At 61.8% G+C, this 24,892-nt stretch carries 21 protein-coding genes; 15 read left to right on the top strand and 6 right to left on the bottom strand.

Features of this window, described 5'->3' with window-relative positions; all coding sequences use genetic code 11:
- Positions 1-91 precede the first annotated feature (91 nt).
- Complete coding sequence (locus HU767_RS20325) at positions 92-580, bottom strand: Lrp/AsnC ligand binding domain-containing protein (protein ID WP_003206849.1); 489 nt, start codon at positions 578-580, stop codon at positions 92-94.
- 155 nt (positions 581-735) lie between these two features.
- Here HU767_RS20325 and dadA point away from each other — a divergent pair, with 155 nt between their 5' ends.
- From dadA to HU767_RS20295, 6 genes are all read left to right on the top strand, one after another.
- Entirely contained in the window at positions 736-2,040 is a 1,305-nt protein-coding gene (gene dadA, locus HU767_RS20320) for a D-amino acid dehydrogenase (protein WP_186706879.1), read from the top strand.
- A complete protein-coding gene (locus HU767_RS20315) occupies positions 2,012-2,365 on the top strand; it encodes a RidA family protein (protein ID WP_186730324.1) in 354 nt (117 codons plus the stop codon). The genes dadA and HU767_RS20315 overlap by 29 nt, the downstream gene beginning before the upstream one ends.
- Positions 2,366-2,462: 97 nt before the next feature.
- Positions 2,463-3,536 (top strand): alanine racemase, encoded by a 1,074-nt coding sequence (gene alr / locus HU767_RS20310; RefSeq protein ID WP_186730323.1) that lies wholly within the window; start codon positions 2,463-2,465, stop codon positions 3,534-3,536.
- Between the two features lie 128 nt (positions 3,537-3,664).
- Positions 3,665-4,213 carry a cupin domain-containing protein gene (locus tag HU767_RS20305; protein ID WP_003206841.1) on the top strand — a complete coding sequence of 183 codons (549 nt, stop codon included), beginning with the start codon at positions 3,665-3,667 and terminating at the stop codon, positions 4,211-4,213.
- Between the two features lie 183 nt (positions 4,214-4,396).
- Complete coding sequence (locus HU767_RS20300) at positions 4,397-4,807, top strand: c-type cytochrome (RefSeq protein WP_186706911.1); 411 nt, start codon at positions 4,397-4,399, stop codon at positions 4,805-4,807.
- 135 nt (positions 4,808-4,942) lie between these two features.
- Positions 4,943-6,865: an acetyl-CoA hydrolase/transferase family protein gene (locus HU767_RS20295; protein ID WP_186730322.1), complete on the top strand. Its 1,923-nt coding sequence runs from the start codon at positions 4,943-4,945 to the stop codon at positions 6,863-6,865.
- A gap of 122 nt (positions 6,866-6,987) precedes the next feature.
- Here HU767_RS20295 and HU767_RS20290 read toward each other — a convergent pair whose 3' ends face one another.
- On the bottom strand, positions 6,988-7,560 hold the full coding sequence (locus HU767_RS20290) for a xanthine phosphoribosyltransferase (RefSeq protein ID WP_042728997.1): 573 nt from the start codon (positions 7,558-7,560) through the stop codon (positions 6,988-6,990).
- Positions 7,561-7,615: 55 nt separating this feature from the next.
- Positions 7,616-9,625 (bottom strand): DNA helicase Rep, encoded by a 2,010-nt coding sequence (rep, locus tag HU767_RS20285; RefSeq protein ID WP_186706875.1) that lies wholly within the window; start codon positions 9,623-9,625, stop codon positions 7,616-7,618.
- Positions 9,626-9,898: 273 nt separating this feature from the next.
- On the opposite strand from rep, the gene HU767_RS20280 reads away from it, so the two are divergent.
- A complete protein-coding gene (locus HU767_RS20280; protein ID WP_186706874.1) occupies positions 9,899-11,569 on the top strand; it encodes a bifunctional diguanylate cyclase/phosphodiesterase in 1,671 nt (556 codons plus the stop codon).
- 108 nt (positions 11,570-11,677) lie between these two features.
- Here the strand turns inward: HU767_RS20280 and HU767_RS20275 are convergent, their stop codons facing one another.
- On the bottom strand, positions 11,678-13,072 hold the full coding sequence (locus tag HU767_RS20275) for a NorM family multidrug efflux MATE transporter (RefSeq protein WP_186706910.1): 1,395 nt from the start codon (positions 13,070-13,072) through the stop codon (positions 11,678-11,680).
- Between the two features lie 158 nt (positions 13,073-13,230).
- Between HU767_RS20275 and HU767_RS20270 the strand changes: the two genes are divergently transcribed.
- From HU767_RS20270 to HU767_RS20260, 3 genes are all read left to right on the top strand, one after another.
- Positions 13,231-14,151, top strand: coding sequence for a LysR substrate-binding domain-containing protein (locus HU767_RS20270; RefSeq protein WP_186730321.1), 921 nt, complete (start codon positions 13,231-13,233; stop codon positions 14,149-14,151).
- 186 nt (positions 14,152-14,337) lie between these two features.
- Positions 14,338-16,314 (top strand): methyl-accepting chemotaxis protein, encoded by a 1,977-nt coding sequence (locus HU767_RS20265; RefSeq protein WP_186730320.1) that lies wholly within the window; start codon positions 14,338-14,340, stop codon positions 16,312-16,314.
- A 546-nt stretch (positions 16,315-16,860) separates the two neighbouring features.
- Positions 16,861-18,075 (top strand): aldose 1-epimerase family protein, encoded by a 1,215-nt coding sequence (locus tag HU767_RS20260; RefSeq protein ID WP_186730319.1) that lies wholly within the window; start codon positions 16,861-16,863, stop codon positions 18,073-18,075.
- A gap of 6 nt (positions 18,076-18,081) precedes the next feature.
- Here HU767_RS20260 and HU767_RS20255 read toward each other — a convergent pair whose 3' ends face one another.
- The gene (locus HU767_RS20255) at positions 18,082-19,575 is read right to left on the bottom strand and encodes a YifB family Mg chelatase-like AAA ATPase (protein ID WP_186730318.1); all 1,494 of its coding nucleotides are present in this window, start codon (positions 19,573-19,575) and stop codon (positions 18,082-18,084) included.
- 252 nt (positions 19,576-19,827) lie between these two features.
- Here HU767_RS20255 and HU767_RS20250 point away from each other — a divergent pair, with 252 nt between their 5' ends.
- Complete coding sequence (locus HU767_RS20250; RefSeq protein WP_186730317.1) at positions 19,828-21,105, top strand: HAMP domain-containing histidine kinase; 1,278 nt, start codon at positions 19,828-19,830, stop codon at positions 21,103-21,105.
- An 18-nt stretch (positions 21,106-21,123) separates the two neighbouring features.
- On the opposite strand, the gene HU767_RS20245 is transcribed toward HU767_RS20250, so the two are convergent.
- Complete coding sequence (locus HU767_RS20245) at positions 21,124-21,384, bottom strand: accessory factor UbiK family protein (protein ID WP_053126510.1); 261 nt, start codon at positions 21,382-21,384, stop codon at positions 21,124-21,126.
- Between the two features lie 415 nt (positions 21,385-21,799).
- On the opposite strand from HU767_RS20245, the gene glnK reads away from it, so the two are divergent.
- The 4 genes from glnK (at position 21,800) to sutA (ending at position 24,570) form a co-directional block, all read left to right on the top strand.
- Positions 21,800-22,138 (top strand): P-II family nitrogen regulator, encoded by a 339-nt coding sequence (gene glnK / locus HU767_RS20240; RefSeq protein ID WP_002555808.1) that lies wholly within the window; start codon positions 21,800-21,802, stop codon positions 22,136-22,138.
- A 33-nt stretch (positions 22,139-22,171) separates the two neighbouring features.
- Positions 22,172-23,506 carry an ammonium transporter gene (locus HU767_RS20235; protein WP_186706865.1) on the top strand — a complete coding sequence of 445 codons (1,335 nt, stop codon included), beginning with the start codon at positions 22,172-22,174 and terminating at the stop codon, positions 23,504-23,506.
- Positions 23,507-23,718: 212 nt separating this feature from the next.
- On the top strand, positions 23,719-24,144 hold the full coding sequence (locus tag HU767_RS20230) for a secondary thiamine-phosphate synthase enzyme YjbQ (protein ID WP_186706864.1): 426 nt from the start codon (positions 23,719-23,721) through the stop codon (positions 24,142-24,144).
- Between the two features lie 102 nt (positions 24,145-24,246).
- A complete protein-coding gene (gene sutA, locus HU767_RS20225; protein ID WP_072406034.1) occupies positions 24,247-24,570 on the top strand; it encodes a transcriptional regulator SutA in 324 nt (107 codons plus the stop codon).
- The last annotated feature ends 322 nt before the right edge of the window (positions 24,571-24,892 follow it).

Here is a 24,892-nt window from a genome sequence, read left to right as displayed (position 1 = left end):
CCCACAAGGGCTCTCTGTAGTTCGCAAGAAAGCGTTCGCCACCTACCTGTGTGGGAGCGAGCCTGCTCGAAGGCGGCCTTGGGGGCTGCCATCAATCCGGAATCGGCAGGTTCAAGCTCTCCTTCACTTCTTCCATCACGATGTAGCTCTTGGATTCGCGCACGTGGGGCAGTTTGAGCAGGATGTCCCCCAGCAGCTTGCGGTACGACGCCATCTCGGAAATCCGTGCTTTCACCAGGTAGTCGAAATCTCCTGACACCAGGTGACATTCCAGCACGTGAGGCAATTTCAGCACGGCGCGTCGGAATTCTTCGAAGGTGTCGCCGGATTTGTAGTCGAGGCTGATCTCGACAAATACCAGCAGGCTGCCCTTCAAGTGCTGCGGGTTGAGCCGGGCGTTGTAGCCCATGATGATCCCTTCGCGCTCCAGGCGCCGCACCCGTTCGGTACAGGGCGTGGTGGAGAGACCGACCTTTTCCCCCAGCTCGGTGAAGGAGATCCGTCCGTCCGCCTGGAGGATCCGCAGGATGTTGCGGTCGATCTTGTCCAGCTCGCGTTTGGTCTGGGTGTTGGTACGCACAGGTGATGCGCCTCCATGAAAAGGGGTTTTGCCGAGAATTCTCGCCAAATATAGGTGTTTATATAGTGAAAAGCACTGGCTGATCTTTTTTACACTGCGCCCATCAAAGCTATGTACAACAAACGTCAGCGGTTATCCGCGATGAGGGCATCAACATGCGCGTTCTGGTCTTGGGTAGCGGCGTCATCGGTACCGTCAGTGCTTATTACCTGGCTCGTGCCGGGTTTGAAGTGGTGGTGGTCGACCGTCAGCCAGCACCTGCCATGGAAACCAGTTTCGCCAATGCCGGTCAGGTGTCGCCGGGTTATGCCTCGCCGTGGGCCGCGCCGGGCGTGCCGCTCAAGGCCATTAAATGGCTGCTGCAACGCCATGCGCCACTGGCGATCAAGGCCACTGCCGACATCGATCAATATCTGTGGATGGCGCAGATGCTGCGCAATTGCACCGCCAACCGCTACGCAATCAACAAGGAGCGCATGGTCCGCCTGTCCGAGTACAGCCGCGACTGCCTCGACGAGCTGCGCGCCGAAACCGGCATCGCCTACGAAGGCCGTAGCCTGGGGACTACGCAGTTGTTCCGCACCCAGGCCCAGCTCGATGGCGCGGCAAAAGATATCGCCGTGTTGAAAGAGTCCGGCGTGCCGTTCGAAGTGCTCGACCGCGAAGGCATCGCCCGGGTCGAACCGGCCCTGGCCAATGTCACCGACATCCTGGCGGGTGCCTTGCGCTTGCCCAACGACCAGACCGGCGACTGCCAGATGTTTACCACGCGCCTGGCGGAAATGGCGGTGAAGCTGGGCGTGCAATTCCGCTTCGGCCAGGACATCCAACGCCTGGACTTCGCGGGTGATCGCATCAACGGCGTGTGGATCGACGGCAAGCTGGAAACCGCCGACCGTTATGTGCTCGCCCTGGGCAGCTATTCGCCGCAACTGCTCAAGCCCCTCGGGATCCGTGCACCGGTGTATCCGCTCAAGGGTTACTCCCTGACCGTGCCGATCACCAACCCGGCCATGGCACCGACCTCGACCATTCTCGACGAAACCTACAAGGTCGCGATCACCCGCTTCGACAATCGCATTCGGGTGGGCGGCATGGCGGAAATCGCCGGTTTTGACCTGTCCCTCAACCCTCGTCGGCGCGAAACTCTGGAGATGATCGTCAACGACCTTTATCCTCAGGGCGGCGACCTGGCCCAGGCCAGTTTCTGGACCGGCTTGCGTCCGACCACCCCGGACGGCACGCCAATCGTAGGCGCCACACCGTTCAAGAATCTGTTCCTGAACACCGGCCATGGCACCCTTGGATGGACCATGGCCTGTGGTTCCGGTCGCCTGTTGGCCGACCTGATGGCAAAGAAAAAGCCGCAGATCAGCGCCGAAGGCCTCGATATTTCCCGTTACGGTAGCAAACACCAGGAGTCTGCAAAACATGTCAATCCAGCGCCAGCTCACCAATGACCGCATGAGCCAGGTTGTCGCGCACAACGGCACCGTTTACCTGGCCGGGCAGGTCGGCGACGACATGAACGCCGGTATTGAACAGCAGACCCGCGAATGCCTGGCCAATATCGAACGCTTGCTGGACCTGTCCGGGACTGACAAGACGCGGCTGTTATCGGTGACGATCTACCTGAAGGACATCGAGGCCCATTTCGCAGGCATGAATGCCGTCTGGGACCAATGGTTGCCCAAAGGTGTCGCCCCGGCCCGTGCCACGGTTGAGGCCAAGCTGTGTGAACCGGAGATTCTGGTGGAGCTGTCCGTCGTGGCCGCGCTGCCTTAATTCCCGGCCGAAACGATCCCTCTTCCGGCGCTGCGGGCGGTTCATGCCGTCAGCCCGCGCCGGTTTTTTATTGATGACCGCCTAGAAGCCTGCCGCCATGCGTCCTGCCCGTGCCCTGATCGATCTCCAAGCCCTGCGTCACAACTACCAATTGGCCCGCGAAGTCACGGGGGCCAAAGCCCTTGCGGTGATCAAGGCCGACGCCTATGGGCACGGCGCGGTGCGTTGCGCCGAGGCGCTGCAGGACACGGCGGACGGGTTTGCCGTGGCCTGCATCGAAGAGGCCCTGGAATTGCGGGCCGGCGGGATTCGTGGGCCGATCCTGCTGTTGGAAGGGTTTTTCGAAGCCGATGAGTTGCCACTGATCGTCGAGCACGATTTCTGGTGCGTGGTGCATTCGTTGTGGCAGCTTGAAGCGATTGAAAAAGCCCCTCTGAGCCAGCCGATCACCGTCTGGCTCAAGCTCGATTCCGGCATGCACCGGGTCGGCCTGCATCCGACGGATTACCAGGCGGCCTACCGTCGCCTGCTCGCCAGCGGCAAAGTGGCGAAGATTGTGTTGATGAGCCACTTCGCCCGTGCCGATGAACTGCACGATCCCAGCAGTACCGAGCAGTTGGCGATCTTCGACAAAGCCCGCCAGGGCCTGGTGGCGCCGATCAGCCTGCGCAATTCACCAGCGGTGCTAGGCTGGCCGCAGATACCCAGCGACTGGGTGCGCCCCGGCATCATGCTCTACGGGGCCACGCCTTTTGATGAGCCCAACGCTGTCGCCTCGCGCTTGCAACCGGTGATGACCCTGGAGTCGAAGATCATCAGCGTGCGCGAATTGCCTGCCGGCGAGCCGGTGGGCTATGGCGCTCGCTTCGTGACCACGCAACCGACCCGGGTGGGCGTGGTCGCCATGGGTTATGCCGACGGCTACCCACGCCAGGCCCCCACCGGTACGCCGGTGCTGGTGGAGGGGCAGCGCAGCCAGTTGGTGGGCCGGGTGTCGATGGACATGCTGGCTGTCGACTTGACCCAAGTCCCCCAGGCCGGGCTCGGCTCGACCGTGGAGTTGTGGGGCAAGCACATCCTCGCCAGCGATGTCGCCAAGGCCGCTGACACGATTCCTTATCAGATTTTCTGCAACCTGCGGCGGGTGCCACGGCTCTATTCCGGGGCCTGACACGAAGCGCAACCTACCGAAAGTCGCTTCACCGCACAGGATTCGGGTCAAAGTGTTGTAAATACTGAACGCTGTCGCCATGATAACGCTCACTTTCCACACAACCTGATTCCCTGGAGGCTCCAGCATTGGACGTCGGTGAACGACTGCAATCCATTCGTAAACTCAAAGGCCTTTCCCAGCGTGAACTCGCCAAGCGCGCGGGCGTCACCAACAGCACTATTTCGATGATCGAGAAGAACAGCGTCAGCCCCTCGATCAGTTCGCTGCGTAAGGTCCTTGGCGGGATTCCCATGTCCATGGTCGAATTTTTCTCCGAAGAGATCCTCCAGGAGAAACCGACCCAGATCGTCTACAAAGCCAACGAACTGATCGACATCTCCGACGGCGCCGTGACCATGAAGCTGGTGGGCAGGGCACACCCGAGCCGGGCGATTGCCTTCCTCAATGAAATCTATCCACCGGGTGCCGATACCGGTGAAGAGATGCTCACCCATGAGGGCGAGGAAACCGGGATCCTGGTGGAAGGGCGGCTGGAATTGGTGGTCGGCGTCGAAACCTTCGTGCTCGAAGCCGGCGACAGCTATTATTTCGAAAGCACCAAGCCGCACCGTTTCCGTAATCCGTTCGACGTGCCGGCGCGACTGATCAGCGCAGCCACACCGGCCAATTTCTAGACCGAGAGGCGCCAGGCCCGCGTGGCCAAGGCGCCCGCTTGTTGGGCTGTCATGACAAACAAGACCCTTGCGACTTTGGGGTTGTTTCAGAGTGACAGGCTTACCGCTATACTTGCGCCCGCCTGCAAACCGTGGCCGCAGGCGTGACTAGCCACCATTGAGGGTGTACGCGTGAACCTAATTATGAAAATGCTGGCTGCACCAGCAACCGTATTGGCCCTATGGGCTGCGACCGCTCAAGCGGCGCCGAACGACGAAATCGCCAAGCGCCTTGAACCCGTCGGCCAGGTCTGCGTCCAGGGCAAGGAATGCAAGGGTATGGAAGTCGTGGCTTCGGCTGGCGGCGGGGCTGCCAAGACGCCGAAAGACGTGATCGCAAAACACTGCAACGCTTGCCACGGCACTGGCCTGCTGGGCGCGCCGAAAATCGGCGACAAGGCTGCCTGGAAAGAGCGCGCCGACCACCAGGGTGGTCTCGATGGCATCCTGGCCAAGGCAATTACTGGCGTGAACGCCATGCCGCCTAAAGGCACCTGCGCCGACTGCTCCGATGACGACCTCAAGGGCGCCATCAAAGAGATGTCTGGCCTGTAATACGCCAACATCTTTCACAAAAAAGCCGCTTACGAGCGGCTTTTTTGCGCCTGGGATTTTTCGGGGCTGTTCATCGCAACCAAGACCCGGCAAGCTCGGTCCAACCCACATTCATGGAATGTCCTGGAGGGTCCGATGGTGCAGTTGTGTTCAATCGAACAGGCGGTGGATGACGTGCTCGAGCGCCTGCCGGCGCATATTCATCTCGGCATGCCCCTGGGGCTGGGCAAGCCCAACCTGTTCGCCAACGCGCTGTACCGGCGCATCGCGCAACTGCCCGAGCGACAGCTGACCATCTACACCGCCCTGAGCCTGGGCCGGCCGAACCTGGGCGACGGTTTGCAGAAACGCTTCCTCGAACCCTTTATCGAACGGGTCTTCGGTGATTATCCCGAGCTGGATTTCTTGGCGGACCTGCAGCGGGACAGCCTGCCGGCCAACATCCGCGTCCAGCAGTTCTTCATGCAGCCCGGCAGCCTGCTGCATAGCACGTCGGCCCAGCAAGACTACGTCAGCAGCAACTACAGCCATGCGGCCCGGGACATCAATGCCGCCGGCTTGAACCTAGTGGCGCAACTGGTGGCGAGCGATCCGGAGCACCCGGATCGCCTGAGCCTGAGCTGCAACCCGGACATCACCCTCGACCTGCTGCCGATGATCGCCAAGCGGCGCGAGGCCGGGGAGACCATTCTCATGGTGGGCCAGGTCCACAGCGACTTGCCCTACATGCCCGGCGATGCGGAAGTCGGCATCGACGCTTTCGACCTGTTGATCGACGAAAAGGACAGCCACACGTTGTTCTCCACGCCGAACATGCCGGTGGGTTTCCAGGACCATTTGATCGGCCTGCACGCCAGTACCCTGGTGCGCGATGGCGGTACGTTGCAGATCGGTATCGGCTCGATGGGCGACGCATTGACCGCGGCACTGCTGGCGCGCCAGGCCGATAACGCCGGCTACCAGGCGTTGCTGGCGGACCTGAACCTTAGCCAGTGGGCGCAATTGATCGAGCGTGAGGGCGGGGTCGAGCCGTTTGCCAAAGGGTTGTACGGTTGCAGTGAAATGTTCGTCAACGGTTTGCTGGCGCTGGCGGAGGCCGGGATCATCCGGCGCAAGGTCTACCCCGACGAGGCGACCCAGGAGCGGGCCAATGCCGGGACGCTCGACGAGGCGGCGCAACCCGACGGCATCTGCATACACGGCGGATTCTTCCTCGGCCCGCGCAGTTTTTACGAGCGCCTGAGCGAGCTGCCGCAAAGCCGTCTGCGCGAATTCAACATGACGCGCATCAGTTACATCAACGAGCTGTACGGCCAGGAACAGCTCAAGCGCCTGCAACGCCTCGATGCTCGTTTCATCAACACGGTTTTCACCATGACCCTGATGGGCGCCGGGGTGGCCGATCAGTTGGAAGATGGGCGAGTGCTCAGCGGTGTGGGCGGGCAGTACAACTTCGTTGCCCAAGGCCATGCGCTGGAGGGCGGGCGCTCGATCCTGCTGCTGCGCAGTTGGCGTGAGGCCGGGGGCGAGATCAGCTCGAATATCGTCTGGGAGTACGGCCATTGCACGATTCCCCGGCACCTGCGGGACATCGTGATCACCGAATACGGCATCGCCGACCTGCGCGGCAAGACCGACGCGGCGGTGATCGAGGCGTTACTGAACATCAGCGACTCACGCTTCCAGCCCGGGTTGATCGAGCAGGCGCAAAAGGCCGGCAAGCTGCCGAAGGATTTCCGTCTCGATCCGCGGTTCGCCGACAACACCTCGGAGCGGTTGCAGGCGATCCAGGCACGCCATCCGAACCTGTTTCCCGAGTATCCGCTGGGCTGTGATTTCGATGGGCTGGAGCGGGACCTATTACGGGCGCTGAACTGGCTCAAGAGCAAGTTCAAGCTCACTGAGATCCTGGAGCTAGGCAAAGCCGCGCTGGATGCACCGGAGCCCTGGGAATATGCCGGGCATCTGGAGCGGATGCAGTTGACGAGTCCCGAGGGGTTGAAGGAGGAATTGGCCCAGCGGTTGCTGCTGGCGGGGCTCAAGGCGACAGTGCCATAGCGGTATGTACATTCCCCTGTGGGAGCGGGCTTGCTCGCGAATGCGGTGTGTCAGCCAAATCAATGCTAACTGATACACCGCATTCGCGAGCAAGCCCGCTCCCACAGGATTGAATGGGGTGATCAGTCGATGAAAGTCACAACCCCACCCGCCAGCGACTTCACCCGAGCCAACGACTCGACGCGATAGCCCTGTGCATCCAATTCCGCGCGGCCGCCCTGGAATGACTTCTCGATCACGATCCCCAGACCTGCCACGGTGGCGCCGGCCTGCTTGATGATGGAAATCAGCGCCTGGGAGGCTTTGCCGTTGGCCAGGAAGTCATCGATGATCAGCACCCGATCACTGCTGGTCAGGTGACGCGGGCTGATGGCGACGGTGCTTTCGGTCTTCTTGGTGAACGAATACACGGTGGCCGACAGCAGATTCTCCGTCAGGGTCAGGGACTGTTGCTTGCGGGCGAAGATCACCGGCACGCCAAGGTTCAGCCCGGTCATGATCGCCGGGGCAATGCCCGAGGCTTCGATGGTGACGATCTTGGTGATGCCCGAATCCTTGAACAGCGCGGCGAATTCGTCGCCGATCAGCTTCATCAATTGCGGGTCGATCTGGTGGTTGAGAAACGCATCGACCTTCAGGACCTGGTCGGACAGCACGATGCCTAGCTCGCGGATTTTCTGGTGCAGGGCTTCCATGAAGCCTCCTCTGATGGCGCGTGAGCGCCTGAAGTCGGTAAAAAAGTAGTCGATTCTAGCGCTTTAACATCGCGCGTATATCCGCCAGGGCACTGTTGCCGCGAACGACTTTGACTTCCGTTGGCGTGTCGTCATTGCCTTCCCAGGCCAGGTCGTCCGGCGGCAGTTCATCGAGAAAGCGGCTCGGTGCGCAGTCGATCACTTCGCCGTATTGCTTGCGCTTGGCGGCGAAGGTGAAGGCCAGCGTCTGGCGTGCCCGGGTAATGCCGACATAGGCCAGGCGCCGTTCTTCCTCGATGGTGTCGGCCTCGATGCTGGAACGGTGCGGCAGGATTTCCTCTTCCATGCCCATGATGAACACGTAGGGAAACTCCAGGCCCTTGGAAGCATGCAGCGTCATCATCTGCACGCCTTCGGCGCCTTCTTCCTCTTCCTGCTGGCGCTCGAGCATGTCCCGCAGCACGAGTTTGCCGATGGCGTCCTCGACCGTCATGTCGCCGTCTTCGTCTTTTTCCAGGGTGTTCTTCAACGCCTCGATCAGGAACCAGACGTTGCTCATGCGGTAGTCGGCGGCCTTGTCGCTGGAGCTGTTGGTGCGCAGCCAGTTCTCATAGTCGATATCCATGACCATGCTGCGCAGCGCCGAGATCGGATCTTCCCCGGCGCACTGCTCGCGGACCTTGTCCATGAAGCGCTTGAAGCGCGCCAGGCGATCGGTGAAGCGGCTGTCCAGATGTTCGCCCAGGCCAATTTCATCGGTGGCGGCGTACATCGAGATCTTGCGCTCGGTGGCATAGTTGCCGAGTTTTTCCAGGGTGGTCGAACCGATTTCCCGGCGCGGCACGTTGATCACCCGTAGGAAGGCGTTGTCGTCGTCCGGGTTCACGATCAGGCGGAAGTAGGCCATCAGGTCCTTCACTTCCTGGCGTCCGAAAAAGCTGTTGCCCCCCGACAGGCGATAAGGCACCTGGTGATGCTGCAATTTCAGCTCGATCAGCTTGGCCTGGTAGTTGCCGCGGTACAGGATCGCAAAGTCACTGTACGGCCGGTCGGTGCGCAGGTGCAGGCTGAGGATTTCCATGGCCACGCGCTCGGCTTCGGCGTCTTCGTTGCGGCAACGGATCACGCGGATCTCGTCGCCGTGGCCCATCTCGCTCCACAGTTGCTTTTCGAACTCGTGGGGGTTGTTGGAAATCAGCACGTTGGCGCAGCGCAGGATGCGGCTGGTGGAGCGGTAGTTCTGCTCCAGCATCACCACTTTGAGCGACGGGTAGTCTTCCTTGAGCAACATCAGGTTTTCCGGCCGCGCGCCGCGCCAGGCATAGATCGACTGGTCATCGTCACCCACCACGGTGAACTGGTTGCGCTTGCCGATCAGTAGCTTCACCAGCAAGTACTGGCTGGCGTTGGTGTCCTGGTATTCGTCCACGAGCAGGTAGCGGACCTTGTTCTGCCATTTTTCGAGAATGTCGGCGTGGTCCTGGAACAGCTTGACCGGCAACAGGATCAGGTCGTCGAAGTCCACCGCGTTGAACGCCTTGAGCGTGCGCTGGTAGTGGGTATAGACGATGGCGGCGGTCTGTTCCTTGGGGTTGCGGGCGTTTTCCAGGGCCTCGGGCGGCAGGATCAGGTCGTTTTTCCAGGCGCCGATCATGTTCTTGATCTCATCCACGCCGTCGTCGCCCGAATATTCCTTCTGCATGATGTCGGTCATCAGGGCCTTGACGTCGGTCTCGTCGAAAATCGAGAAGCCCGGTTTGTAGCCCAGCCGCGCGTGTTCCTTGCGGATGATGTTCAGGCCCAGGTTGTGGAAGGTACAGACTGTCAGGCCGCGACCTTCGCCGGCGCGCAGCAGGCCGCCGACCCGCTCTTTCATTTCCCGGGCGGCCTTGTTGGTGAAGGTCATGGCGACGATGTACTGGGCGCGGATGCCACAATTCTGGATCAGGTGCGCAATCTTGCGGGTGATCACGCTGGTCTTGCCGGAGCCTGCACCGGCGAGCACCAAAAGAGGGCCGCCGACATAGTTCACGGCTTCTTGCTGCCGGGGATTGAGTCGGGACATGACAGGGTTCAGGGAGTCGTTTGCGAAATGGGCCGGCATTTTAACAGGCTCAGAGAATTGTGCTGCTCTGTCCGACTTGTGACGCACACAGGATTGTCATTTGCCGCTTTTGTCACTTTCACGCAGGATGTGGAGCCAATTGGGTCCTGCGTAGCATTTCGAGCGGAAAAACCACCGAAAAGCGCGTGTTTGAGAACCATTGGCATTGGTCATTGCCCATCGGCAGGTCATAATGCCCGGCGCCTACCACCTTGCAGAGTCTAGGGAGTCAGCTTGTCAACGCCTGTCGAACCCTTGCGTTTGCTGTTATTGGCCCAAGAGCCAGAGTGGGCAGCAATCTTGCGCGAGTGCCTGGTGCCCTTGGGGCCCTCGGTCGTGTTGATCAGCGCTCCGAACTGGGAGTCAGTCTGCAGCCTGTTCGAAGACAATCGCAACGCGGTGTTGCTGACCGTTGCGGCGCTGCAACCGGCGCCGGGTCGTTGCAGCCTGCCAACCATCCTGTTGCTTGAGCACGAGCCGGCGGCTGCCCCCGACGGTGTCAGCGACTGGCTGGTGCGCGACGTGCTCGACGGTGCGACCCTGCGTCGTTGCTTGCGCCATGTGCGTGAACGCGGCGTGCTGGAAAACACCTTGCAGCGCCTCGCCGAACAGGACCCATTGACAGGCATCGCCAATCGCCAGGGCTTCCAGACCTTGCTGGCGGCGCGCCTGGCGGAAAACGACGGCCGTGGCCTGGCGCTCGGTCACCTGGACCTGGACAACTTTCGCCACGCCAACGACGCCCTCGGCCACCAGGCCGGTGACCGCTTGATCCTGCAAGTGGTGTCGCGGCTCAAGAGCTCGCTCGAGGCTGGCGATCAATTGGCGCGATTGGGCAGTGATGAGTTCGCCCTGTTGATCGACACCCGCCGCGCACCACAGCGGGCCGAGTGGATGGCCGAGCGTATTACCGAGGCCTTGGCCGAACCTTATTGGGTGGACGGTGAAAGCTTGCTGATCGGCTGTAGTCTGGGCGTCGCCCATGCCCGCGCCCAGGCCGGCGCCGATCCGCTGATGTGGCACGCCCACATCGCCATGCAACAGGCCAAGAGCACCCAGGGCTGCACCTTTCATATCTTCAACGAGCGCATCAATCGCAATGCCCGCAGCCTCGCCGACCTGGAAAGCGAGCTGCGCCGGGCACTGCGCCGCGACGAGTTGGAACTGCATTACCAGCCCCGATTGAACCTCGATGGCGGCCACATCGTCGGCCTCGAAGCCCTGGTGCGCTGGCGTCACGGCGAGCGCGGCTTGCTGCCGCCGAGTGAGTTCGTGCCGCTGGCCGAACAGAGCGGCCTGATCGTGCCGCTGGGCTACTGGGTGATTTCCCGGGCGCTGCGGGACATGCAGGCCCTGCGCGAGCGAGGGCTGGCGCCGTTGCACATGGCGGTCAACCTGTCGTTCCGGCAGTTCCAGGACAGCCAGTTGCTGCCGACCTTGAGCCGGCTGATTGCCGAGCGGGGTGTCGAGGCGCAATGGCTTGAATTCGAACTCACCGAAACCGCCGTCATGCGCCGCAGCGAACTGGTCAAGCAGACCATGGATGCCTTGGGCCGCCTGGGGGTGCGCTTCTCCCTGGACGACTTCGGCACCGGCTTCTCGTCGTTCGTGCACCTCAACAGCCTGCCGATCGCCTTGCTCAAGATCGACAAGAGCTTCGTCGGCGGCATGGAACAGCGCGAAGAGAACCGCAAACTGGTGCACGCCATGATCAACCTGGCCCACAACCTCAACCTGGAGGTGGTGGCCGAAGGTGTGGAAACCCAGGAACAACTGGACCTGCTACGCGGTTTCGGTTGCGACCAGGTGCAGGGTTTCCTGATCAGCAAGCCGTTGCCGTTGCCGGAGTTGGTTGAATATTTGACGTTCGAGGGTGATCAGCAGTCGATGCTGGAAATCAGCTGACGCAACACCCTGTGGGAGCGGGCTTGCTCGCGAAGGCGGAGTGTCAGTCCAAGAGTATCCGGCTGACCCACCGCCTTCGCGAGCAAGCCCGCTCCCACAAGGGGATTTTCATTTGGCCTGGATCGCTTCGAATCCGGGCCGCCCAGGCTCACTGCGAATCATCCGCTTCATCTTCCACTCAAACGCCAGCGTCAGGCTCACGGCCGCACAGGCCAGCCCCAGGGCCAGGCCCCACCAGACACCGGTTGGCCCCCAGTTCAAGTGGAAAGCCATCCACCACGCCGACGGCGCACCGATCAGCCAATAGCAACCCAGGCCCACCAGGAAGGTGGTCTTGGCGTCCTTGAGTCCGCGAATGCAGCCCATGGCGATGGTTTGCGTGCCGTCGAACAGCTCGAACCACGCCGCCACCGCCAACAGGCTCACCGCCAGGTTGATCACCTCGCGAAACGCCGGGTCGTCGTGGTCCAGGAACAAGCCGATCAATTGATGGGGCAACAACCAGAACACCATGGCGAACGCCAGCATCGCGGCCGCGCCGAAGCCGATCCCGACCCGCCCGGCCAGGCGCGCCATCAGCAGTTGCCCGGCGCCGTAGTGCTGGCCGATGCGCATGGTGATGGCGTAGGACATCCCGGCCGGCACCATGAACGCCACCGAGACGATTTGCAGGGCGATCTGGTGAGCCGCCAACGGCGTGCTGCCCATGGTGCCCATGCACAGCGCGGCGAACGCGAACAGCCCGACCTCCACTGCGTACGTGCCGCCAATTGGCAGGCCCAGGCGCCACAGTTCCTTGAGGTATTGGCGGTTGGGCCGCGACAGCCCATCCAGCAGCGGATAGGCACGGTAGGCCGGGTGCCGATGGATGTGCCAGGCCAGCGCCAGGGCCATGCAATTGGCGACGATGGCCGTGACCAGGCCGATGCCCATCAAGCCGAGTTTCGGCAGGCCGAACATGCCGGTGATGAGCGCGTAGTTGAGCAGGAAGTTGGCCACCGTACCGCCGAGGCTGATCACCATTACGGGCGTGGCTCGGCCGATGGCGCTGGTAAAGCCGCGTAGGGCCATGAAGCTCAGGTAGCCGGGCAGGGCGAATGGCAGCGCCAGCAGGAACTGCCCGGCGGACAGTACGTTGGTTTCGGTCTGGCCGAACATCAGCAGCACCGGCTTGAGGTTCCACAGCAGCAACCCGGCCATCAGCGCCATCAACCAGGCCAGCCATAATCCGGCCTGGGTCAGCCGGGTAGCGCCCTCGACATCGCCTGCGCCCTGGCGAATCGCAACCAGGGTGCCCACCGCGGCGATCACGCCGATGCAGAAGATCGACACGAACGAATAGGTGGCCGCCCCGAGCCCGCCACCGGCGAGGGCTTCGGGGCTCAGGCGCGCCATCATCACGGTGTCGGTGAGCACCATCAGCATGTGCGCCAACTGCGAGGCAATCAACGGCCCCGCCAGCCGCAGGATGGCCCAGAGTTCGGTACGCACCGGATGCCGCATGATCATCACGCTCCCTGTTCAAAGAAGGCAGTAAAGCGACGATTCTCGGCGCTCTAGACGGATTGCACAAAAGGATAAAAAAGATCGCTGGCATGATTAAAACTCATGCTGGGCGCGTTTCTGGTAGGGTTTGCAAACACCGCCATGGAGCCTTTGCGATGCCTCGTCGTCTTCCTCCGCTTTATGCGCTGCGGGCATTCGAAGCCGCGGCACGCTACAGCTCGTTCACCCGGGCCGCCGAAGAGCTGTCTATTACCCAGAGCGCCGTCAGCCGGCACATTCGCACCCTGGAAGATCACTTTGCCTGTCGGCTGTTCCAGCGCAGCGGTCGCAACCTGCAATTGACCGAGGCGGCGCGGCTGCTGCTGCCGGGCGTGCGCGAGGGTTTCATGGCGCTGGAGCGGGCCTGCCACACCTTGCATGGCGAAGACGGCATCTTGCGCATGAAGGCACCCTCCACATTGACCATGCGCTGGCTGTTGGCGCGCCTGAGCCGTTTCCGGCATCTGCAGCCCGGCAACGAGGTGCAACTGACCAGTGCCTGGATGGACATCGATTCGGTGGACTTCAACGTCGAGCCCTTCGATTGCGCCGTCTTGCTGAGTAACGGGCATTTTCCGGCGGACTGGGAGGCTAGTTTGTTGTTCCCCGAGGAGTTGATTCCGGTGGGCGCGCCGAACCTGCTGAACGATCAGCCCTGGGATGTGGCGCGGTTGGCCAGCGCCGAACTGCTGCACCCGACGCCGGATCGCCGGGACTGGCGCAACTGGTTGCAACGCATGGGCCTGGCCGACAAGGTCTCGCTCAAGGGTGGGCAGGTGTTCGATACCCTGGAGCTGGGCATGATCGCGGCGGCACGCGGCTATGGGGTGTCCATGGGCGACCTGCTGATGGTGGCCGAGGACGTTGCCCAAGGACGCCTGAGCCTGCCATGGCCGACGGCGGTTGCCAGTGGCGAGCACTATTACCTGGTCTGGCCGAAAACCCGGCCGGGAGGTGAACGTTTGCGTCGGCTCAGCGACTTTCTCCAGGGCGAGGTCAAGGCCATGCAATTGCCCGATGTGCAGCGTCTGGGCTGAAACGTTGCAGTTGGCGTGCTAGCCACTTGGCATTAATCCGTCCAAACCGCTCAAGTATTTGGCTTTGCCGCCGAATCCGTGAAGATGGAACCCTCGTTCAGAAAGGGTCTACTTACACCTCACCCGAATAAAATGCCGAGCGTGCGACGTGATCAGGATGATCCGGTCTCTCGGCCAGGAGCCATCATGTCTCAACCCCGCGCCCGGATCGCCTCGCAGCTAGGCCTTGCCCTTGCCGTGATACTGGCGGTCGTGATCTCCGGCAGTACCGTCTTCGCCCTGCGTTCCCTGGACACCGCCAACCTTGCCACCCGTGAAGAGCACTTGGCCAGCGAAGCGCGCCTGATGGCCGATCAGCTCAATACCTTCCACAGCACCTTGCGTGAGAGCACCCAGCGCTTGGCCGGCCTGTTCGAAAAGCGCTTCAGCGCGGGTTTGACCGTGCATCCAGACCAGCCGGTGACGGTGGCGGGGGTACAGACCCCAGGCTTGAACCTGGGCAGCGAGGTGTTGAACAACAACTTCAAGGAAGTGGATGACTTCAAAGCGATGACCGCCGGTGTGGCCACGATATTCGTGCGCAGCGGCGACGATTTCATTCGCGTCAGCACGTCCGTCAGTAAACAGGACGGCACGCGGGCCATCGGCACCGTGCTCGACCGCGCCGGTCCAGCCTACGGTCCGGTGATCAGCGGGCAGAGCTACATCGGCCGGGCCCTGTTGTTCGGGCGCTTCTACATGTCGCAGTACACGCCCGTACGCGACAGCAGCGGCAAGATCATCGCCGTGTTGTATGTAGGCTTCGATTACACCGATGCGCAAAACGCGCAGTTCGAAAACCTCAAGCGTTTCCGCATTGGGCAGACCGGTTCGCTGGCCTTGTTGGATGAGCAAAACAAATGGCTGGTGCCGCCGGCAGGTGTACAGGCGCTGGATAATGCGACCGTGGCCATTACGGGCCTGATCAAAAAACCGGGCAAGGGTGCGTTCTGGGCCGATACCGCCGAAGACTTCTACAGCGTTGCCGTGCCGTTCGAGGGTGGGCCGTGGGCGGTGGTGGCGAGCATGCCGAAAACCGAGATCCGCGCCGTGACCTGGAGCGTCGGTACGCAGTTGGCCATCGGCAGCCTGCTGGCGATGCTGTTGGCGGTCGGCTCGGCGATGTGGTTGTTGCGTAGCAAATTGGCACCGCTGGGGGATTTGGTGCGCCAGGCCGAAGCATTGGGCGCTGGCGACCTGAGCGTGCGCCTGAACGTATCGAGCCATGACGAAATCGGTCAGCTGGCCCGTGCCTTCAACCAGATGAGCCAGGCCCTGTCGACCATGGTCGAGCACATCCGCAAGGCCTCCCAGGAAGTCAACAGCCGCGCCCAGGCCCTGTCCGGGTTGTCCAGCGGGGCGTACGAGGGCATGGAGCAGCAGTCCGGCGAAATCACCAGCATGGCTGGCGCGGTGGAAGAGTTCAGTGCGACCTCCTTGAACATTGCCGACAACATGGGCAATACCGAGCGCCTGGCCCAGGAGAATGCCCAGCAAACCCGCATTGGCCGGACCTCGATGGATGAGGCGTCGTCGTCCCTGGAGCAAATTGCCGGCGCTCTGAACAGCACGGCCTCGGTCATCAATACCCTGGGCCAGCGTTCCCAGGAGATCGGCGGCATCGTCGGTGTCATCACCTCGATTGCCGAGCAGACCAATCTGCTGGCATTAAACGCCGCCATCGAGGCTGCCCGCGCTGGCGAACAGGGCCGTGGTTTCGCCGTGGTGGCCGATGAAGTCCGCAGCCTGGCGTCCCGCACCCGCCAGGCCACTGACGAAATCTCCAGCATGATCAACAGCATCCAGCAGGAAACCGGCAATGCCATCAGCACCATGGAGCAGGGCAACCTGCTGATGCAGGAAGGCTTGTCGCGCAATGCCAACGTGGCCTCGGCCCTGGCGCGCATCGACGAGCAGAGCCGCTCGGCTGGCCAGCAATTCGCGGCGATCACCACTGCCACCCAGGAACAAAGCAGCACCGCGACCCTGCTCAGCAGCAACCTGCAGAGCATCGCCATGGCCAACAGCGAACAGCGCCAAGTGGTCTCGAACCTGGCGCTCACCGCCAAAGAACTGGAAAAACTCGCCCAGGACCTGCGCCAAGAGGTGGATCGGTTCCGCTGAGGCCTCTGCAACCACCGCGAGCAGGCACCCCCGCGATTAATGTGGGAGCGAGCCTGCTCGCGAAGGCGTCTTGTCAGTCACATCTCTGTCAGCTGACCCACTGCCATCGCGAGCAGGCTCGCTCCCACAAGGGAATTTGTGGTGATCCTACCTCTTGCGCCTGCCTGGAATCAGTGTGGGAGCGAGCTTGCTCGCGAAGGCGGCAGTCAGTCACCACAGCCCTCTGTATCCAATACCTGAACCGCAAGCCAAGCCAATCACCTGTGGCGAGGGAGCTTGCTCCCGCTCGACTGCGCAGCAGTCGCAAACCGGTTAACGCGGTCCACCTGGAGATAGGCTGGGGCCTGCTTCGCAGGCCAGCGGGAGCAAGCTCCCTCGCCACGGGTTTGAGGTCGGCCGGACGAAAGTCATCGCGAGCAAGCTCGCTCCCACAAAAAACTGCTGGTGTTGTCGCTGTGCTTTTTAAGGAAATTGCTGTTTTTAAGCTTGCTGAAACGTTTCTTCAAGTCTATAAAAACCGCACAACTCCAATAAAAGGTCGTGACCATGACTCCGCTCAAACTGCTCGTTACCCTTGGCGCCTTGGGCGCTGCTTCCCATGCGATGGCTTGGGATTACGTCCTGCTGGATACCGATAAAGCCGCCCAACCCTGGCAAATCACCAGCCAGCAACTCGGCGTGAAGACCGACAAACCCTTTTCCGTGACGATGCGCACCCTGCACGGTGGTCGGCAGGAGGGTGTCAGCGTGGTCGACATCGACAACGGCACCCTGAAGCTTTCAGTGGTCCCGACCCGTGGCATGAATGTGCTGCAGGCATCGGTTGGCGACGTGCGCATGGGATGGGATTCGCCCGTCAAGGAAGTGGTCAACCCGGCGTTCATCGAGCTCAACGGCCGAGGCGGGTTGGGTTGGCTTGAAGGCTTCAACGAGCTGGTCACCCGCTGCGGCTACGAATGGGTCGGCCATCCCGGCATGGACAATGGCGAGCTGCTGACCCTGCACGGTCGCGCCGCGAATATTCCGGCTAACAAAGTCACCTTGCACATCGATGAGAAACCGCCCTACGCCATTACCCTGCGGGGCGAGTTGAAGGAGCAGGCATTCAAGAAGGTCGATTTCTCGGTGCAGACCGAACTGGTCACCGAGCCCGGCAGCGTGACGTTCGCGCTCAACGACACGCTGACCAACAACGGCGATTACCCGAAGGAATACCAAGCGCTCTACCACAGCAATTTCAGCACGCCTTTCCTGGAGCAGGGCGCTCGTTTCGCGGCACCGGTCAAGCAGGTCTCGCCGTTCAACGATAAGGCCAAGGGCGACTTGGCCGACTGGCAGACCTACCGGGGTCCGACCAAGGATTACGACGAAACCGTTTATAACGTCGTGCCCTACGCCGACGCCAAGGGCGACACCCTCACGGTGTTGCACAACAAGGCCGGCAGTCTCGGGGTGTCGGTGGGCTTCAATACCAGCACGCTGCCCGTGTTCTCCCTGTGGAAAAACACGGATACCCAAGGCCAGGGCTACGTGACCGGGCTGGAGCCAGGCACCAGTTTTTCCTATAACCGCCGGTATCAGCGCCCCTTGGGCCTGGTGCCCACCATCGCGCCGAAAGAGCACAAGCAATTCCAGATCCACTACAGCCTGTTGGCAGATAAGGGCGCTGTGGATAAGGCGCTCAAGCGCATCGATACGATCCAGAACGGTCAAAAAACCGAGGTTCGGCAAACACCGTTGGTGGACCTGAGCAAGCCATAAAGCGGTTCAAGCCGTAGCCGGCCGGTACTGCAACGCTTCGGCCAGATGCTCGCGGCGAATGCTCCCCGCTTGCTCCAGGTCCGCCAGTGTCCTGGCGACCTTGAGCAAGCGATGGGCGGCGCGCAGCGACAGCGTCAGCCGCTCGCAGGCGGTTTCCAGCCAGGTTTCATCGGTTGTGGATAACTTGCAATGCCGGCGCAATCCCGGCAGGTCGAGGAAGGCATTGGCGCAGCCCTGGCGGTCGTGCTGGCGCTCCCGGGCTTCGGCGACGCGCTCGGCGACCGTGGCCGTATCGTCCCCGGGGTCACGCTTGGGGTTCAACGCCGTGGCTTCCCGGGCGACGGTCAGGTGCAGGTCGATGCGGTCCAGCAGCGGGCCGGAGAGTTTGTTGCGGTAGCGCTGTACCATGTCCGGTGTACAGGCGCAGCGGCCGCTGGGCTCGCCAAGATATCCACAAGGGCAGGGATTCATCGCCGCCACCAACTGGAAGCGCGCCGGGAAGCGCACCCGGTCACGGGCGCGAGACACTACGATGTGCCCGGACTCCAGCGGTTCTCTCAAGACCTCCAGCACCTTGCGGTCGAATTCCGGCAGCTCATCCAGGAACAGCACGCCATGGTGGGCGAGGGTGATCTCCCCTGGCTGCGGTTTTGACCCGCCACCGACCAGCGCCGGGCCGGAAGCCGAGTGGTGTGGCTGGCGAAACGGACGTTGCGGCCAATGGCTCAACGGCACGCAACTGGCCACCGACTGAATGGCTGCGACCTCCAGGGCTTCGCTCTCGGCCAGTGGTGGCAACAGCCCGGGCAAACGGCTCGCCAGCAAGGTCTTGCCGGTGCCCGGTGGCCCGCTGAACAGCAGGTTGTGAGCCCCTGCGGCAGCAATCAGCAACGCCCGCTTGGCCGCGGCCTGGCCTTGTACTTCATTCAGGTCGGGGTAGGGTTTGCTGGCCGAAAGCAGCCCATTGGAAACGAACGGCTCGACCGGCGTGTGACCGTTGAAGTGCGCCACCGCTTCCAGCAGATGGTCCACGGCGATCACCTTCAGCCCCGAGGCCAGGCAGGCTTCCTCGGCATTGGCCCGTGGCACCACCAGCATGCGCCCGGCCTTGCGCGCCGCCAGCGCCGCGGGCAATACCCCGCGCACTGGGCGCACTGCGCCAGACAAGGCCAGTTCGCCGAGGCATTCCACGTCGTCCAAGGTCAGGGTCGGCACCTGCACGCTGGCCGAGAGGATCCCCAGGGCGATGGCCAGGTCGAAGCGGCCGCCGTCTTTTGGCAGGTCCGCCGGCGCCAGGTTCAGGGTGATGCGCCGCGCCGGAAAATTCAGCCCCGAGTTGATGATCGCGCTGCGCACCCGATCCTTGCTTTCCTTGACCGCCGCTTCCGGCAGGCCAACCATCGTCAGCGACGGCAAGCCATTGGCCAGGTGGACTTCAACGGTAACGGCAGGCGCCTCGACCCCTACCTGGGCGCGGCTATGGACAATGGCAAGCGACATGAATCGTTCCTTGAGTGAATGGGGCGCCGCGTCCTGCGGCTCTTGAAGATTAGTCGTGGGGATGAACTTGGGCGCAGTAATTGAGGGGAGAAATTTGGCAGGATGTTTCGAGGGTAAGTGACAGCCGAAGGACGACCAACACCCTATCGTCCAACCGGTGCCGCCGCAAAATATCCGGCCGCCGCCCTCTGCTAGACTCGATTTTGCCCAGTCGGCACTTGGCGGTATCAACGGCACAGCGAGGAAGTGGCCATGAACGATCTGCTGGCTCTGTTAACCGACAAGCGCTTCATGCCTCACGGGCATTGCTACATGTGGCGTCCGGATTTGCTGTGGACCAATGTGATCGCCGACGGCTTGATCACCCTGTCCTACGTCACCATTCCCTTCACCCTCCTGTACTTCATCCACAAGCGCAAGGATGTGCCGTTCGATTGGATGCTGGCGGCTTTCGGCGTGTTTATCCTGGCCTGCGGGACCAGTCATGTGATGGAGATCCTGACCATCTGGCAGCCCTATTACTGGCTGGCGGCGCTGGTCAAGGTGATCACTGCGATCGCCTCGGTGATTACCGCCATCCTGCTGGTGCGGTTGGTGCCGGCGGCCCTGAAGATCCCCAGCCCGCAGCAACTGGCCAAGGTCAACGACGAATTGCGCGAGGCGCAGGCCGAACTGGTGACCACTGCGCGCCGGGCCGGCATGGCGGAGATCGCCACCAATGTGCTGCACAACGTGGGCAATGTGCTCAACAGCGTGAATGTGTCAGCCCAGGTCCTCTACGATAAGGTGCACACCTCCAAGGGGCCTGCGGTGGCCAAGGTCGCCCAGTTGATGAAGGACCATCCCGATGATCTCGGCGACTTCATCAGCACTGATCCGAAAGGGCGCGCGCTACCCGACTATCTCGACAAGCTGGCCGACGCGCTGGCCGTCGAGCAGCAAGGCATGATCGCCGAGCTGGCGCAATTGACCCGTCGAATCGACCACATCAAGGAAATCGTCGCCACCCAGCAGTCCTACGCCGGTAATGCCAGTGTCTTGGAGCCGGGCTCGCTGCGAGAGTTGGTCGAGGATGTGGTGCGCATTTGCGATGTGTCCCTGGCCCGCCACCACATCACGCTGATCAAGGAATTCAGCGATACCCCGCAAATGCCGCTGGATAAGCACCGAGTGCTGCAGATCCTGGTCAATCTGATCAACAACGCCAAGCAGGCGCTGGACGCAGGTACTAACCGGCCGCCGCAGATCGTCTTGCGCCTGAAGATCGTTGACGAGGGGCGCGTGCGGGTCGAGATCGAGGACAACGGCGAGGGGATCGCGCAGGACAATCTTGCGCGGGTGTTCGAGCACGGTTTCACCACGCGTGCCGACGGTCATGGTTTTGGTTTGCACAGCTGCATTCTGGCTGCGCACGAGATGGGCGGCGATCTGACCGTACAGAGCACCGGGCCGGGCCACGGCGCGCTGTTTATCCTGGAGCTGCCGCTGGCACTGACCACGGCCCCATCTCAACATGTTGCGAGGGGTTGAGTGGCCCGCAGGGGCTGCTTATTCCTGTGCCGGAGCCAGTCGCGCTTCCAGCTCCGCGACCTTGGCCTCCAGGCTTTCGAGCCGTGCCCGGGTCCGGGCCAGCACGACCATCTGGCTGTCGAATTCTTCCCGGCTGACCAGGTCCAGCTTACTGAAGCCGCTTTGCAGCAGGGCCTTGAACTGGCTTTCGATTTCGCTTTTGGGCAGCGGCGTGTCACCACTCAAGAGGCGGGAGGCGTGGCCGCTCAGGGCGTCGAGGAGGTCTTTGGGCGCAAGCATGTGCAGGTGTCCTGGAAACGATGGCGGGCAGTGTACCACGCAGTGTCTATAGTCAATTCGCAAGCCGGGGATGCACGCTTTTCGCGCATTGCGCCGGGCGTTGCTGCACTGTTGTTGTGCGTAACGTTGCGGTTCATGACGCAGTGCACGTCGAGCAGGTGGCCAAGAGATTGAAATCAGAGGGTTTGGGTGCAGATGGCAAGGTTTCTGCTTAGAGGCTGATGACCCATGCACTGATGCAGTCGCTGTGACGAATGCAGTGCAGCAGGCGGAACGGGGAGTTTCGTCAGGATCGGTTAACTGGCACCTGTCGGGCAACTTGGGCCGACGACGCGTTACAAAGCCAGGCACTGCGCTTAGACTTGAGTCGGGTTTGTTTTCCTGGGGCAAGTCCACCAATTCGGGAGAAAGTTTCATGAAGCTAGTCACTGCCATCATCAAGCCGTTCAAGTTGGACGACGTGCGCGAGTCGTTGTCCGAGATCGGCGTGCAGGGCATTACCGTTACTGAGGTCAAGGGCTTCGGTCGGCAGAAGGGCCACACCGAGCTGTATCGCGGCGCGGAATACGTGGTCGATTTCCTGCCCAAGGTGAAGATCGATGTCGCCATTGACGACAAGGATCTTGACCGGGTGATCGAGGCAATCACCAAGGCCGCCAACACCGGCAAGATCGGTGACGGGAAGATCTTTGTGGTCAATCTGGAACAGGCTATCCGCATCCGTACCGGCGAAACCGATACCGACGCCATCTAAGCCGCCAAACCCAACGCCCCAGGAGAAAACAATATGACTCTGCGTAAATTCGCAGGGCTAGGAGCCCTGTTGTCCTTCGCAATGCCTGGCCTGGCCATGGCAGAAGAAGCGGCAGCCCCTGTCCTGAACTCCGGCGACACCGCCTGGATGCTCACGGCCACGATTCTTGTACTGTTCATGACCATTCCCGGCCTGGCACTGTTCTACGGTGGCATGGTCCGGTCGAAAAACCTTCTTTCCGTGATGATGCAGTGCTTTGCCATTACCGGTCTGATCAGCGTCCTGTGGGTCATCTATGGCTACAGCATCGCGTTCGACACCACCGGCATGGAGCAGGGCGTCGTCAATTTCAACTCCTTCGTCGGTGGCCTGGGCAAGGCGTTCCTGGCGGGCGTCACGCCGGCGAGCATCACCGGTCCGGCGGCGCTGTTCCCTGAAGCGGTGTTCATCACTTTCCAGATGACCTTCGCCATCATCACCCCGGCCCTGATCGTCGGCGCATTTGCCGAGCGGATGAAGTTCTCCGCCATGCTGATCTTCATGGGCGTGTGGTTCACCCTGGTGTATGCACCGATTGCGCACATGGTCTGGTCCGGCAACGGCGGCCTGATGTGGGACTGGGGCGTGCTGGACTTCGCTGGCGGCACCGTGGTGCACATCAACGCCGGTATCGCAGGTCTGGTGGCGTGCCTGGTATTGGGCAAGCGCAAAGGCTTCCCGACTACCCCAATGGCGCCGCACAACCTGGGTTACACCCTGATGGGCGCGGCCATGCTGTGGGTCGGCTGGTTCGGCTTCAACGCCGGTTCTGCTGTCGCCGCCAACGGCACCGCCGGCATGGCGATGCTGGTGACCCAGATCGCGACCGCTGCGGCGGCGCTGGGCTGGATGTTTGCCGAGTGGATCACCCACGGCAAGCCAAGCGCACTGGGCATTGCCTCGGGCGTGGTGGCCGGTCTGGTTGCAATTACCCCGGCTGCCGGCACCGTGGGCCCGATGGGCGCCTTGGTCATCGGCCTGGCGGCGGGCGTGGTGTGCTTCTTCTGCGCTACCACCCTCAAGCGCAAGCTCGGTTATGACGATTCCCTGGACGCCTTCGGCGTACACGGCATCGGCGGTATCCTCGGCGCGATCCTGACCGGTGTGTTCGCCGCTCCGGCACTGGGTGGCTTCGGCACCGTGACCGACATCGGCGCGCAAGTGTGGATTCAATTCAAAGGCGTGGGTTTCACGGTGGTCTACACCGGGATCGTCACCTTCATCATCCTCAAGGTGCTGGATGCCGTCATGGGTCTGCGTGTCACCGAGGAAGAAGAAGCCGTGGGCCTGGACCTGGCCCAGCACAACGAGCGTGGCTATAACCTGTAAATACGCGCCCTAAAAAATGCCCGGTTCGCCGGGCATTTTTTTGCCTGGAATTTGTCATTGCTCACAGGATGCGGCGGTTTTTCCGACGCCTTTTGTTGTGGATGCGACATGGGTTTTTATACCGCCAAAGGCTTACATCGAAGCAAGAATATTAGGGCCTTTGTTTTTTCCCAGAGCGCGCTAGAATGCGCGCCGAACGTGCGGAGATCTGTATGTGGCAACAGACGCTGATAACCCTGCGGGCAAGGCCCCGGGGCTTTCATCTGGTGACGGACGAGTTGCTGGCCGGCCTGCCTGAACTCAAGGCGTGTCGTGTTGGTCTGTTGCATCTGTGGCTGCAGCATACCTCGGCCTCGTTGACCATCAACGAGAACGCCGATCCGGCGGTACGTCGAGACTTCGAACGATTTTTCAATCGGCTGATCCCACAAGGAGCCGCCGGTTATGAGCACAACGACGAAGGCCTGGACGACCTCCCGGCGCACTTCAAGGCCAGCGTGCTCGGTTGCCAGCTCAGCCTGCCGGTTACGGCAGGAAGGCTGGCGTTGGGAACCTGGCAAGGTGTTTATCTGGGCGAGCACCGTGATCACGGCGGTGCTCGTAAAGTCCTCGCCACCTTGTACGGTGAAGAGGCATAACCGCTGATTGCCGGCGGATGTTGAATTTTTTCTGGCAGCCTTCGAACAGATGGCGAAGCTGGGCTATAACTAATCTGCTTTTCGCAAGTCATGAGGTAGAACATGAGCGACGATGATCTGGAAAACGACGACCTCGAAGTAGGCGACGAAGACGAGACCGAAGAAGGCCTTGAAGTGGCGGCGGAAGACGTTGCCGAAGACGATGGCGCCGACGTTCCGGCTCCTACCGCCAAAGGCAAGGCCAAGGCGGCTGTGTCGGTCGACGAATTGCCGAGCGTAGAGGCCAAGAACAAGGAGCGTGATGCGCTCGCCAAGGCCATGGAGGAATTCCTGGCCAGGGGCGGTAAAGTGCAGGAAGTGGAGGCCAACGTGGTCGCTGATCCGCCCAAGAAGCCAGACAACAAGTACGGCAGCCGCCCTATCTGAGTGTCTGCTTCTTGCTTGCTGAAAAAGCCCGCCGTCGCTGCGGGCTTTTTCATGGGCGCAGAGCTTCGGTGCACCGCAGTTCCAGGGTGGGAGCGAGCTTGCTCGCGATGACTTCAGCCCAGACAACCCAATCCGGTGGCGAGGGAGCTTGCTCCCGCTCGGCTGCGCAGCAGTCGCTAAACCGGTCGAAGTGGTCTGCCTGGAAATACGCCGGGGCCCGCTTCGCAGGCCAGCGGGAGCAAGCTCCCTCGCCACGGATCGGTTTGAGGCTCAGGCGGCGGATGGGGGCCGTCTTCGCGAGCAAGCTCGCTCCCACATAGGG

The sequence above is a fragment of the Pseudomonas sp. SWRI179 genome (assembly GCF_014268705.1).
GTDB classification, from domain to species: Bacteria; Pseudomonadota; Gammaproteobacteria; order Pseudomonadales; family Pseudomonadaceae; genus Aquipseudomonas; species Aquipseudomonas zanjanensis.
Note: the sequence above shows the minus strand (reverse complement) of the source record. Positions and strands in the feature narration are given on the sequence as shown.